Raw genomic sequence first — 15,485 nt, forward strand, 5'->3', positions numbered from 1 at the left:
GTCAAGCCGGAGTACAAGTTAGGTATAGTTGCGTTTGAATGAAAGATTGCTCTGCCACTAACTCAATTTTGCCCTGAGCATTACGATGCCAAGAAGTAGCTTGGATGGGTATTTGTAGTTGTGTTGGTGTTTTTGCTTGCACTGGAGAGTTGTTTGAGAATGCAGATAGATTGCGGATATCAGACCAAGTGCGATCGCTCCTCACTTCGCGATTGGGATTTTGCGGTACGCCACCCCTGCCTGTGGCGACAAAACTGCTACCGTTAGTATCTGCACATCCACTGGTAATTTTTTGGGATGACTCAGTAAAATTTGTTGGTAATGCCACTAACCCAGAGTTGGGGTCAACACCCACAGTATTGACTTGGACTGTACCATTCACACCAAACTCTGAACTAGCTGTAATATCATTGTTTGGGCTGACTTGCGAACTGTATTCTAAGCCAATCATGCCTTGAGTGGTGATGTTAATATTACCGCCTTTACCTCGAACAGCATTAGCAATGATGTCGCTGTTTTCTAAACTGAAAATAATCGGTGCATTGATACTGATATTACCGCCATTACCCGTACCTGATGCTGTAGTTGTAATGTTAGTGCGATCGCGCATGAAAAGCGAGTTTTTGACTTGCAAACTAATATCACCACCGTTACCTGATTCTGTCTGCGCCTGAATTAAGGCTTGATTTTTCAATTGGATCTGATCGGCAATAATTTGCAGATTTCCGGCGTTCCCAGTCCCTTGACTGGTCACACTGACGGTTCCACCATTTGTGAGTGTGAGTTTGGGTGTCGTAATACTGACATTACCTGCATTTGCTGCCAGTATATCTGGCAAACCAAAGAATTGACGGATTTCTGGAGTGTAACGCACTACAGAAGAGCTAATATTACTGTTATTACTGCTACCACGACCACTAATAGCGATCGCCTCACTGGCATTAACTTGGACATTGCCGCCATTACCTACAAATAATGCCGATGAACCAATTACTCCACCATTTAATACTTGCAAGTTTCCAGTATCTAATCTCAAATCTTTGGCATTGCCATCAGCAAAGGTAGTCATAACAATATTGCTAGACAGCCCAAAAGGGTTTTCACCTCTAATGGTAGTATTTTGATTGCGAATCATCACCTGACCAGTGGAGCCACTACCAAACGTCACCGATGATAAGGAAGCTCCCTCAGAGATGATTAAATTATCCCCATTCACCGCGATATCTCCTGCCGATCCTTTTCCAAAGGTGGTAGTGGTAATGGCTGTTGCTCCGGTAGGATTGAGGGGTGAAAAACCGGATAACTCTAAATCTGCTGCTTGAATTTGGATGTTACCGCCTTTAGCTGTTACAAAGGTTAAATTACCTATTGCTGAACCTTCTTTAGCTGTCAACCGAGGAGTCAGAATACTGATATTGGCACTAGCTCCAGTTCCCAAAGCTTCCGCACGAATTCCACTACGAATTTTTGCATCGGGTGTAGTTCCAATCATCGCGATCGCTGCTGATGCTTGCACATTAATTTCTCCACTGGGAAGAGTCCCGTAATTCTGGGAGAAAATTAACGAACCACCACTAAAATCTATATTTCTTCCCCGGAGTTGAACTGCACCAGCGTTAAACCCACTCACATCTAATAGTGACTTTTGCGCTAGTTGCATATCAGCAAAACTTTGTCCCTGCTCATACTGCAATTGATGACCCTGAGTCGTCGGTACTAAAGTAACTAATCCTGCGCCTCCCAGACTCCCTAATTCTATTTGACCCGTTGCTGCACTTAGGGTAGCACCATCCAAAGTGATATTTCCACCCACCAATGCTAAGGTTTTTCCTGACTGTACTTGTAATTGAGTGGAGCTAGGATTGCGAATTACAGGAGAAAAACTATCGGTTGCATCTAGGCTATGTCCTGTCCCTTGGACTTGTATCGGTGCGGGATGATTGCCCATTTGCAGGCCAAGAGGTACAGTCATGGTTAATAAGGGTTGGGCGGTGGGATTTACCGCACTAAATTCTGTTCCCTCGACAAATTTAATGCTACTGGCTGTAGTGGCGACAAAGGAACCACCAATATTTAAGCTGGCATTATTCCCAAAGATAATCCCAGATGGGTTAAGTAAGAATAAGTTGGCACTACCATTGGCATTGATAGAACCATCTATTTTGGAAATATTACCACCAGTCACTCGACTAAAAATATTTTGAATACCTGTAGGATTGTTAAATAATACAGAATCATTTGTAGGGATAGAGAACTCACTGAAACTATGAAATAAATTATTGCCGACATGAGTGCCGTTGGTGATGGTGTAAATATTACTTCCGTTGATAGAATGAGTGGGAGTAACAGAAGTATTCAGGGTATGATCTTGAATTACTTGGGCGTGAACATCATGGTTGTAAACCGCAGATAAGCAGATTACACTTAGCACTCCCAACCAGACAAAAGTTAGTTTCATTAATCCACTTATTGTTTTTTATTCCTTATTTATCTTGCCCACGAGAGTAGATTTTTTAACGGTAGTTAATTTTCAACTACAGCCGCACAAGTTAATGTTGGTGATATCTGCAAAGCAGATTTAGCGACAATTAATTCAATTTTTCCTTGAGGGTTACGTCTCCAGGAAGTAGCTTGGACAAGTGTTTCTGAGGATTGTGGTATTTGGGCTTGTGTGGGTTTTGTGTTGTGGAACGCAGAGATGTCACGGGTGTCAGACCAAGTGCGATCGCTCCTCACCTCCTGCGTTGGGTTTTGCGGTATACCACCCCGTCCGGTCACGACAAAACTACTACCACTAGTATCTGCACAGCCTGTAGCGATTTGCTGTGATGAATCAGTTACATTTGCTGGTAATTCCACTAAACCCGAATTGGGGTCAACGCCAATATTATTAACGTTAACTGTACCATTCACACCAAATTGAGAACTGGCGGTAATATCACTTTCTGGTGTGAGTTGCGAACGATATTCTAATCCTAAAATCCCCTGGGTTGTAATGTTAATATTGCCACCTTTTCCTTGAAAGGCATTAGCAACTATATCACTGTTTTTCTGTGCGAAAATGATTGGTGAATTAATGGTAATGTTGCCTCCGTTACCATTGCCTTGTGCTGTGGAGGTAACTTGGCTTTTGTCGCGTAGTAGCAAAAATTGACCCACCTGTAAATCAATATTTCCACCATTCCCAGAAGCTGTTCTGGCTTCGATAAAAGCTTGATTTTCTAATTGGATACTATCAGCATTAATTTTGAGACTGCCACCATTACCAGTACCTTGATTAGTTACACTCACAGTTCCTTGGTTTTTCAAGATGAGGTTTGGTGTGGTAATGTTGACCGTACCAGCATCAGCAGTCAGTTTATAGTTTAATAATTTAAATAACTGCTGAAATGATGGGGGAAGCATCTGAGCAGAAGAGCTAATATTACTCGGTGATACTGGATGGTAGCCATTAACCTCTACAGATTCACTAGCATTAATCTTCAAATCCCCAGCATTACCCATAAAAAATGAACTTGTGCTAATTACGCCACCATCTATAAGTTTTAACCTAGCAGTATCTATGGTTAAGTTGTTAGCATTGCCCACGTTGAAATTCACTGAACTAATTCTGGAGATAAAGGGAGAGCTATTACCACTCTGCACAGTGGTATCTTGGTTGCGAATCATAACTTCACCACTGGAACCGACACCCACGGATGTAGAAGAAAGTCCGCCACCATTGGATACAACTAAACTATCACCCTGGACAAAAATATTACCCGCACTTCCAGAGCCAACTGTACTGGTGTTAATACTACTGCCACCATTATTGAGGGGTGAAAATCCTGATATTTCTATATTCTTGGCATTAACCTGGATATTGCCACTGTTAGACACCCCATAAGTGTAACTATTTAATACTCCACCTTGATCTAGATTGAGTTTAGGGGTAATCACACTGATATTGCTACCAGTTCCCTGACTCTGGTTTTCACTCCGCACCCCGCTTATTCCACCAATGATATTGATGCTTTCGCTGGCTTGAAGATGCAAGTTACCACCAGGAAGATTACCTTGATTTTGCGCCAGCAACAGAGAGCTATCAGTAAATTGAATCTGTTTACCTTGTATCTGAGCAGAGCCTGCGCTTGCATTCACGCCACTGACATCTATGAGGGATTTTTGGGCAACTTGAATATTTCTAAAGCTGTTTACATTTCCATATCCCAAGGTATACCCCTGAGTTGATGATATCAGGTCAACATATTCGGAGCTACCCACACTACCCAATTCAATGCGACCAGTTTCAGATGTTAGGGTTGCTCCATTTAAATTGAGATTACCACCCACTAATGCCAGAGTTCTGCCCGATTCTACTTTTAGTTGTGTCGAACTAGGCATACGAACAACAGGAGAGAAATTAGCAAAATTTAAGCTATATCCTGTACCTTGTACGGCAATCTCTCCTGGATTTTGTCCCATCTGCAAGCCAATTGGCACACTCATCTTTAACAATGGCAACTGATTAAGGTTGGTTGCACTAAATTCTGTGCCATCAGCAAACTTAATACTAGTGGCTGTAGTTCCGACAAATGAACCACCAATATTTAAGCTGGCATTTGACCCAAAAATAATCCCCGCAGGGTTAAGTAAGAATAAGTTGGCACTACCATTGGCACGGATTTCACCATCAATGTTGGAAATTTTACCACCAGTAACTCGACTAAAAATGTTTTGAATATCACTAGCATTGTCAAATAATGCAGAATCACCACTATTGAGAGAAAATTCCCGGAAGCTATGAAATAAATTGTTACCAACACGATCGCCGTTTGTGATGGTGTAAATATTACTTTTGTTTATGGAAGTGTTGGAAGTAACAGCAGTCCTGATGGTATTATCTTCTGTTACTTGGGCGTAAACACTACTGTTACCAACAGCAGAGAAGCAGATTACACTCAGCACACTAAACCCGACAAAAGCAAATTTCATTAGTCCAATTTTTCTTTTGATTACGTATTTATTGTTCCCTGTTTAGTAGGTTTTTTAACAGTAGTTAATTTTGGGTTGCAGCAGCACAGGTTAAAGTTGGTGGCATTGGCGAATTGGTATTAGCTGCAACCAATTCAATTTTGCCGTTGGCGTTACGTCCCCAACCTGTTGCTTGCACGAGAACCTGTGGTGTTGTGGGGATTTGGGCTTGTGCTGATTGGTTGGTGTGGAATGCAGAGATATCGCGAATATCAGACCAAGTGCGATCGCTCCTCATTTGTTGTGTCGGATTTTGTGGTACGCCACCTCGTCCCGTAGCGACAAAACTACTACCAGTATCAGTAGAACAACCCCTAGCTATTTGCTGTGAAGTATCTTTCACGTTCTCTGGTAATTCCACTAAACCCGAATTGGTGTCAACGCCGATGTTGTTAATTTGTACACTACCGTTAACATTGAATTGGGAACTGGCTGTGATGTCATTGGTGAGGTCTTCTCTAGGGGTGAGAGTATTACGAAATTCTAGACTGATAATGCCTTGAGTTGTGATGTTAATATTACCTCCACGACCTCCTACGGCATTAGCAATGATGTCGCTGTTTTCTAATCCTAAAATTATGGGAGAATTAATCGCAATATTCCCACCATTTCCCGTACCTTGAGCTTCGGTATTAATCAAACTCGCATTGCGGAGCATTAATAAATTTGCGATTTGTAAGTCAATATTTCCGCCTCCACCTGACAGCGTTGCGGCTGTAATTTGTCCTTGGTTATCTAAATAAATTTCTCTGGCTTGGATATTTAAGTTTCCCGCGTTTCCAGTTCCTAAATGTGCAACTGTCACCGCAGCATTGTCATTAATTTTGAGTATGGGTGTATTAATTCCTATATTGCCTGAGTCTCCATTTGGTAATGCTGAAGCACCAACAAAATTTGCAGTTCCGGTGGTAAGGCTTGAGCATTGGAACTGATTGTACTTTTTAATAATTCCTCTGCACCTTGAATCGAACCACTAAGTTCTATGGAATTTGCCGCATTAATGAGAATCTCTCCTGCTTTACCGCTACCTCTAGTTGATGCTAAAATTTGCCCGCCGCCATTGATTGTTAATCTGGCTGTATTAATGCTTAAATTACCAGCATCACCTGCTAAAATGCTTTCAGCTGTAATGCCACTAGGAAGAGCTAAACCAGGAATATCCATGTTGATAAATATGGAATCGGCAGCATTGATATTTAAGTCTCCACCATTCCCTGTACCAAAAGTTGTTGTAGTAATAATTCCCCCATTATTAGCAACTAAATTTCGAGTAAATATCACTAAATCACCTGCTTTACCATCAGCAAAAGTGTTGGAAGTAATCCCACTTGCAGCTAATGGATTCAGTGGAGATATGCCAGATAATGTCAGGTCATTGGCCACATTAACAATCAAATCTCCACCTCTAGCAGAACTATATGTTTGATTGAGAATGACACCACCATTACTTAATGAGGCTTGGTCAGCTTGAATAAAAATTGTCCCTCCTGGAGCAGAGCCTAAAACTTGACCGATAACGCCACTAGGTATATCGCCACTGGGTGTAGTGCCATTTATAGTTAAATTACTAGCAGCATTAATAGAAATATTGCCACTTGGTAAAAATCCAAAGTTGCCCAGCAGCACCAAAGATCCATCTTCAATATTCAGATTATTTCCTTGTACGTGAATAGAACCACCACCGATTCCACTAGCATCAACTAAGGCTTGTTTTGATAAGTGAATATTTTGGAAATTCTGCACTGTATTATAAGCAAATTCCCATCCTTGTAATGATGTGTTGAGGGCAATTTCTGCATTTTTAACGCTACCTAATTCTAAATGTCCATCGGCAGCGGTTAATATCCCGCCGTTTAAGGTAATATCACCACCAATAAGGGCTAATGTTTGTCCTGGTTGCACATTCAGACCCATGTCCTCTATTGTGCCTAAAATCGGAAAAAATATGAGGGGTCTATTTAATGGATGTCCTCCTCCCTCGACTGTTATACTCCCCGGATTTTGACCCATCTGTAAACCAATGGGTACACTCACGGTTAATAATGTGGTTGACGTTGGATTAACAGCACTAAATTCCGTTCCATCGGCAAACTTAATACTATTGGCTGTTGTTCCTACAAATGAACCACCAATATTCAATGAAGCGTTTTTGCTAAATACAATCCCCGCCGGGTTGAGTAAAAATAAACTGGCAGATGGATTATTAACTACGCTAATTGTGCCATCAATCTGGGACACATTCCCACCAGTCACCCGACTAAATATAGTTGTAACATTTGGTGTGTTTTTTAAATCAAACCGTGCCTCAATACCTTGTGGGACAGAAAAATCACTGAAACTATGAAATAAATTATTACCTTCTTGTCTGCCGTTGAGAATTTCCACAACATTATTGCTTGGATTCACAAGGGTGCTAGTAGTGTCATCTGATTTCACCTGAGCCAAGGCGGGTAAGCTGAAACATATACTGTATAATCCTATACTTAATGTAACAATACAGGCATTCAGTTTCTCGCTGGTGGCTGGGCAGATCCCTCTCATGGCACTAATCCTCTATGCAATAGTATTAGGATGCCCACCTTGAAAGTTGGCATAACATCATATGACAGCACCCTGATCAACGCCCCACTCCCACTAACAGCACTACTAAATTCTTTCAGAAGCAACATGAGTGCAACTTAAAGATGGTTGTAGATAGCTTGATTGAGTGGCTACTAACTCAATCTTGCCATCAAGGCGACGATGCCAAGAAGTAGCTTGGATGGGGATTTGTGCCTGTGTTAGTGTTTGGGCGGGTAGGGCTTGTGTGGTGTGGAACGCAGAGATGTCACGGGTATCAGACCAAGTGCGATCGCTCCTCACTTGTTGTGTAGGATTTTGTGGTATTCCACCCCTGCCTGTGGCGACAAAACTACTATCACTAGTATCTGCACAGCCTGTGGCAATTTCCTGAGATGGATCGTTGACATTCGTGGGTAGTGCGACTAACCCAGAGTTGGGATCAACGCCGAAGTTATTAATATTTACTGTTCCTCTGACACCGAATTGAGAACTAGCAGTAATATCACTTTCAGCCGTAAGTTGATCGCGGTATTCAAGTCCGAATATAGCTTGGCTGGTGATGTTGATGTTGCCGCCATTTCCTTGGACTGCATTGGCAATAATATCGCTACTTTCTAAACCCAGGATAATATCAGAATTGAGACTAATATTGCCAGCATTACCAAGGCCACCAGCTTCAGATGAGATTTGACTACCACGCCTCATCACGAGGGAGTTACTCTGTACAAAAATGTTACCACCTTCACCCTTGGCTGTAGTGGCAGTGAGGCTACCTTGATTGTCGAGAAGGATTGAATCTGCGTTAATTCTCAAGTTACCACCATTACCTATGCCATCATTTCTCACCTGCACAACTCCCTGATTTGTCACTCTCAAAACCGGCGTGTTAATAATCACATCCCCTGAATTACCACTAGGAACATCAGGCAGAATAAATATTTGCCGTAAGAATGGACGTGCAGGTTGAACTGATGAATTGATGCGGCTACTACTAGCTGCTCCGGGAATATTACCGCTAATCTCCACCCATTCAGAAGCATTCACAATGACTTGTCCTGCATCGCCTGTCCCACTACCAATGGTTGCAACTTCACCACTCTCTTGAAGATTCAAGGTGCGAGTATTGAGTGTAATACTACCCGCCGTTCCAGAACCAAGACTAGATGCAGAGATCACGCTGTTACGATTTCGCCCAGGAGTTGCACCAGTAATCTCAATCGCATCTGCATTTACCGTCAGACTCCCACCACTACCACTATTGGAGGTAGAAGCAACAGCCAGCGCACCATTAAAAATTGAAAGCTTTGGGGTAGTGATTGTCACATTTCCTGCTCGCCCACTAGAAAGTGTGATTGTCCCCAAACCTGTGGCTAGAATATTGACATCGCCAGACTTAACAGCATCCAAGACGGTAGACTCTGTAGCTTGAATTTCAATCGCACCACCGCCAATGGCATTAGCTTGTAAATTTACCAAAAATCCACCATTAATCATTCGCAAACGCTGAGTATTAACGTTGATAGTTCCCCCGGCTCCGGTTCCGGTTGTTTGCATTGCTAGGCTAGAGCGAAAATTGTCTTTGGGATCAAAACCATTTAATTCCAGCAACTCACTAGCATAGACATCTATATTGCCAGTGTCTGTATTACCCTGATTGTCCGAAAAAACGGTTGATCCTTGACTGACGAGAATTTGACGACCTTGTAACTGAATTGCTGCTGAACCATTTCCACTGACATCAGAGATCGCTCGTTGGGATAATTGGATATCTCGGAACTGAGAAATCCCGTTATAATCTAGCATCCAACCCGTTGCTGTAGGAATTAACCCCACCTGACTATCTTGCACGCTACCTAACTCGATACGTCCTCCAGGTGCAGTGAGAATACCACCTGTAAGTGTGATGTCTCCACCCACTAATGCGAGGGTTTTACCTGGTTGTACCTGCAATCCGCCATTATTGGTGTGAACATAGCGTGTAAAAGACCCTTGTTGTGACATCGTATGTCCATTACCTTGCACATTAATTGCACCAGGATTACTACCCAACTGTAAACCGATGGGTACACTCATCGTCAGCAAAGGAGTACCTGAAGCATTCACTGCACTAAACTCTGTCCCCTCAACGAACTTAATACTATTCGCCGTTGTCCCCACAAAGGAACCACCAATATCTAACTTGGCATTCGGCCCGAATACAATGCCGTTGGGATTCATTAAAAATAAACTGACGGGATTATTGTTATTGAAGGTGCGAATCTCTCCCTCAATACGAGAAATATTTCCACCTGTCACCCGACTAAATATGGTTGTAATATTTGGTGTGTTTGTTAAATCAAAGGTGGCTCTTCCATTTGTGGGTACAGAAAAATCACTGAAGCTATGGAATAAATTGTTACCTCTTTCAATACCCTTGTCAATCCTAAAATCATTATTTTCGAGTGTGACATTGGTGCCAGTCGTGTGATCAGGTATGATGTCAGCTAGGGTTGGTAATGATATTGTGAAAGTGAATAAACCATTTGTCAATGAACCTAGAAGTAACTGATTCCAGAGACTTTTCCCCTGATGGATAGCTCTCATTACCAATACCCTTAATTAGATAAATAAACTACTTTTATGTATACTACCCCCGAAAGTATGATTTATAACGTTACTGATTTTGATGAACAGCCGCACAGGTTAATATTGGCTGCATATTTGTAGGAGAAGGAGAGTTATCTGCAACAAGCTCAATCTTCCCTTGGGCATTACGTTGCCAGGAGGTAGCTTGGACAAGTGTGGCGGAAGTTTTCGGTGCTTGTGCTTGTTGTGTTTTGTGGAATGCAGAGATATCGCGAATATCAGACCAAGTGCGATCGCTCCTCACTCCTTGCGTCGGATTTTGTGGTACTCCACCCCTACCTGTAGCGACAAAACTACTACGATGAGTATCTGCACAGCCACTAGCAATTTTTTGGGATGAATCAGTAAAATTTGTGGGTAATGCCACTAAACCCGAATTTGGCTCTACACTGACGGTATTGACTTGGACTGTACCATTCACCCCAAATTCTGAACTGGCTGTAATGCTATTTTCTGATGTCAGATACGAACCGTATTCTAAACCAATAATTCCCTGAGTAGTGATGTTAATATTGCCACCTTGACCGCGTACAGCATTAGCGGTGATATCGCTGTCTTCTAAGCCGACAATGGTGGGTGAATTAATCTTAATATTACCGCCATTACCCGTCACACCTGCGGTGGTTGTAATTTTACTGCGATCGCGGATTAACAGTGAGTCGCTGACTTGCAAGCTGATATCACCGCCATTACCTGATTCTGTTTGCGCTTGAATTAAGGCTTGATTTTTCAATTGGATCTGATCGGCAATAATTTGTAGATTTCCGGCGTTCCCAGTCCCTTGACTAGTCACACTGACGGTTCCACCATTTGTGAGTGTGAGTTTGGGTGTTGTAATACTGACACTACCTGCATTAGCCGTCAGTATATTGGGCAAACCAAAGAATTGACGTAATTGCGGACTTAGACGCACAACAGAAGAGTTGATATTACTGTTATTATTACTACTGCTACCACTAATAGCGATCGCTTCACTGGCATTAACTTGGACATTACCACCATTACCGATAAAGAATGCCGATGAACCAATTGTTCCGCCATTTAATATCTGCAAGTTCTCAGTATCTAATCTCAAATCTTTGGCATTGCCATTGGCAAATGTAGTGATACTGATATTGCTATACAATCCCGAAGGATTTTCACCCATGACAGTAGTGTTTTGATTGCGAATTATTACCTGACCAGTAGAGCCACTACCAAATGTCACCGATGATAATGTCGCTCCCCCAGAGAGTAATAAATTATTCCCATTCACCGCGATATCTCCAGCCGATCCTTTTCCATAGGTGCTAGTGGTGATTGCTGTCACTCCAGTAGGATTGAGGGTTGAAAAACCGGATAACTCTAAATCTGCTGCTTGAATTTGGATGTTACCACCGTTAGCAGTTCCATAGGTTAAAGCATTAATTCCTGAACCTTTTTGGAGTGTGAGGCGGGGAGTGATCAGGCTGATATTGGCACTAGAGCCAGTTCCAAAGGCTTCCGTACGAATCCAACTGCGAATTTTTGCATCGGGCGTAGTTCCAATGATCGCGATCGCTGCTGATGCTTGCACATTAATTTCTCCACTGGGAAGACTGCCATAATTCCGGGAGAAAATCAATGAGCCATCGGTAAATTCTATATTTCTTCCCTGGAGTTGGACTGTACCGGAGTTAAACCCACTCACATCTAATAGTGACTTTTGCGCTAGTTGAATATCAGCAAAACTTTGTCCCTGCTCGTATTCCAATTGATAACCACGAGTAGTCGGGACTAAACTAACTAATCCTGAACCTCCCAGACTCCCTAATTCTATTTGACCCGTTGCTGCACTCAGGGTAGCACCATCCAAAGTGATATTTCCACCCACTAATGCTAAGGTTTTTCCCGACTGTATTTGTAGTTTGGTAGGGCTAGGATTGGTAATTATAGGAGAGAAACTACCGTTGCTACTGAGGCTATGTCCTGTACCTTGGACTTGTATCGGTGCGGGATGATTACCCATTTGCAAGCCAATGGGTACAGTCATTGTTAATAAAGGTTGAGCAGCAGGATTGACAGCACTAAATTCTGTTCCCTCAACAAATTTAATACTATTGGCTGTCGTTGCTACAAAGGAACCACTAATATTTAAACTGGCGGTTTTGCCAAAAATTATCCCAGATGGGTTGAGTAAGAATAAGTTGGCATTGGCATTGATAGCACCATCAATATAAGAAACATTATTGCCGGTAATGCGACTAAAAATATTTTGGATCTGAGAACTATGGCTGAAGGTAACAGAACCATTGTGAGGAACCGAGAAGCTGCTAAAGCTATGGAATAAATTATTACCCACACTAGTACCGTCGGTAATAATATAATTCTGGTTTCCAGAAACCTTAGTATTGAGAGTGCTATCAGGTATTACTTGTGCCTGAACACTACCGTTAATAGCAGATATGTAAATAGCACAAATTAAACCCAAGCCAGCAACAGTTACCTTCATCAACTCATCTCGAAATTTTATACACGTAATATATTGTTCCCAGATGGAGTCTGAATACGATCAATCATTAACTTTGAGGAATGACCGCACAGGTTAATGTTGTTGGCACTGCAACGGGAGATTGATCGGCGATTAATTCAACTTTACCTTGGGCGTTACGATGCCAAGAAGTAGCTTGGATGGGAATTTGCGGTTGTGTGGGTGTTTGTGCTTGGATTTGTGGTGTGTTGGGGAATACAGAGAGATTGCGGATATCTGACCAAGTGCGATCGCTCCTAATATCCTGCGTGGGATTTTGCGGTATTCCCCCTCGTCCCGTAGCTACAAAGCTACTGTCACTAGTCGCTGCACAGCCTGTAGCAATTTGTTGGGATGGATCAGTCACATTTACTGGTAACTGTACTAAAGCTGAATTGGGGTCAACTTCAATACTACTAACTTCGACTGTACCATTGACACCAAATTGGGAACTAGCAGTAATGTTGCTTTGGGAAGTTAGTTGATCACTAAATTGCAGTCCAAAGATGCTTTGAGTAGTAATTTGAATATTGCCACCACTGCCTAAGATAGCGTTAGCGGAAATGTCACTATTTTCCGTTGGTACGGCGACAATTAAGCCTGGAGTTGAATGTTACCTTGATCACCTTCATTCACTTCTGAACGCAGACTTGCCCCATTTTTCAGTAAAATCCTGTTGGCATCAATATTTAGATTACCTGCATCACCATTACCTATATTACTGACGGTGATTTCGCCACCATTGCTGACGTTTACTGTGTCAGATTTGATATTAATCGACCCCGCCGCAAAGTTAGTTGTGGAGGATGCAGCGATCGCACTGTATAAGTAAGTCCCATTGACTGTGGTGGGAGCTATTCCTTGTACATCAATCTCTTTCACTTGTAAGTTAATATTACCTGCATTGCCCAACCCTTGAGTAGAAGCAGTAATCTGTCCACCTTTGGTAACTTGGAGACGATCTGCTGTCAGGTTAATTGTGCCACCTGTACCCAGGACATTCTTACCCACAGAAACCGTAATTCCACTTGCTAATTGACTCAATTGATCAAGCACTGGTTCACTAATAGCCACTTCTGTAGCTTGAATATTAATATCTCCCGATGTTCCATTCCCAGCTACAGCACTGCTAATAATTCCCCCGTTGCTGATTTGTAATCTTCCGGCTTGAATTGTAATGTCTCCAGCCTGACCTCCCCCAGAAGGTTGCAGCGCAGTTGTCACTCCAGAACGCAAACCACTAGGCGTTCCTCCAGAAATTTCAAAACTCTCGTTAGCGCGAATGAAGACATTACCACCATTCCCTGTAGCAATGAGGTTATTCAGGCCTAGTGTTTGCCGCAGGTTAAAGATACTGCCACTGATCAGCCCACCATCAACAGTACGCAAGCGATTCGTTTCAATGATGATATCGCCACCTTGATTATTTGTTCCTGCCATAATTAGGGTAGTAATATCAGTAGGCACAAAAATACCCGCAGCATTCGGCAGAGGATTTGCCCCGATTACTTCTACATCTGAGGCGCGAATAGTCAAATTTCCCGTCCTGGAGTTGGTACCAAAGGTGGTAGATTGCAGCCAAGCTCCATTATTCATGTATAGTTTGCCAGTTTCAATTAATACATCTCCGGCTCGACCTCTGGCTGGTGGCCCGAATGTAGTTCCTACGGAAGTTCCAATCCCTGGATTGAAAATAGGCCTGGGACTTGAGGCTCCCAACAAATCAATAAATTCCGTGGTTTTGACAACAATACCTCTGCCCTCTCCTGAACGGGTAACAGAAGTAATATTTGAGTTTTCTTTGACTGTTAATCCCCGTCCTTGAATTTGGATTGCACCGCCGTTAGTACCACTAGCATCAATTAATGAAGTTTGCTGCAAAGTAATAGTACCCCAGTCAGCAGTAGCACTCGTCAATTGCCATCCTGCTTGATTGTCCATCTTGATCTCAGCATTTTTGACTGCCCACAACTCCACCCGCCCATCGGGAACCGTCAAATTGGCTTGTGTCATCTCAATTTGACTACCAACTAAAGCCAACGTTTTACCAGTAGGAACTTGTAGTTTCCCTTGTACTTGGATGGTTCCGGCATTGCTCCCCAGTTGCAAACCCATCGGGACACTCACTATTAACAACGGGGTTGTCGCTGGATCACTGCTAAATGCTGTCCCATCCTCAAATTTAATACTATTGGCGGTGGTGGCGATGAATGAACCATTTATACTTAAGGTGGCATCCTTACCAAAAACAATGCCGGCGGGATTGATTAAAAATAAGTTGGCATTTCCATTCGTGCTGATGTTCCCATGAATCTGGGACATCTGACCACCAGTCACCCGACTAAATATATTTTGAATATCTATAGCATGATTAAATTTAGCCGAACCGCCACTGGGTATGGAAAATTCGCTGAAACTATGAAATAAATTATTTCCCATCCGCCTACCATCATTGATGGTGTAATTACCATTACCCTCTACTTTAGTATTGAGAGTCTGATCAGGAATTACTTGGGCGTAGACATGATTGTTGTTCACTGCACAGATGCAGACTGTACTGAGAATGCTAAACCCCAACAGAGTTAATTTCATCACCGATTTCTGATGTTCACTTTTGTATTTATTGTTCCCAGTTTGGTAGATTGGGTAACATTTACTAACTTTGGGGCATAGCTGCACAGGTGAAGACTTGTTTGCTTTGAGTTGGTGATTGTTCTGCAATTAATTCGATTTTGCCGTGGGGGTTACGATGCCAAGAAGTTGCTTGGATGGGGATTTGTGGCTGTGTGGGTGTTTG

At 42.5% G+C, this 15,485-nt stretch carries 4 protein-coding genes and 2 pseudogenes; all 6 read right to left on the reverse strand.

The genetic code is table 11. The features are described from left to right. Nucleotide 1: 1 nt before the first annotated feature. The 6 genes and pseudogenes from CV014_RS19565 to CV014_RS19590 all read right to left on the reverse strand — a co-directional run bounded on the left by CV014_RS19565 (nt 2) and on the right by CV014_RS19590 (nt 15,280). Complete coding sequence (locus CV014_RS19565) at nt 2–2,458, reverse strand: beta strand repeat-containing protein (RefSeq protein WP_236143551.1); 2,457 nt, start codon at nt 2,456–2,458, stop codon at nt 2–4. 65 nt (nt 2,459–2,523) lie between these two features. Continuing rightward, nucleotides 2,524–4,974, reverse strand: a complete 2,451-nt coding sequence (locus CV014_RS19570; protein ID WP_236143552.1) for a beta strand repeat-containing protein — start codon at nt 4,972–4,974, stop codon at nt 2,524–2,526. A gap of 64 nt (nt 4,975–5,038) precedes the next feature. Further along, nucleotides 5,039–7,554, reverse strand: a pseudogene (locus CV014_RS19575) (two-partner secretion domain-containing protein). A gap of 105 nt (nt 7,555–7,659) precedes the next feature. Then, nucleotides 7,660–10,158, reverse strand: a complete 2,499-nt coding sequence (locus CV014_RS19580; protein ID WP_236143553.1) for a beta strand repeat-containing protein — start codon at nt 10,156–10,158, stop codon at nt 7,660–7,662. 70 nt (nt 10,159–10,228) lie between these two features. Then, complete coding sequence (locus tag CV014_RS19585) at nt 10,229–12,670, reverse strand: beta strand repeat-containing protein (RefSeq protein ID WP_236143554.1); 2,442 nt, start codon at nt 12,668–12,670, stop codon at nt 10,229–10,231. Between the two features lie 67 nt (nt 12,671–12,737). Then, nucleotides 12,738–15,280 (reverse strand): annotated as a pseudogene (locus CV014_RS19590) (two-partner secretion domain-containing protein). Nucleotides 15,281–15,485: the final 205 nt, after the last annotated feature.

The sequence above is a fragment of the Nostoc sp. CMAA1605 genome (assembly GCF_021596505.1).
GTDB lineage: Bacteria > Cyanobacteriota > Cyanobacteriia > Cyanobacteriales > Nostocaceae > Trichormus.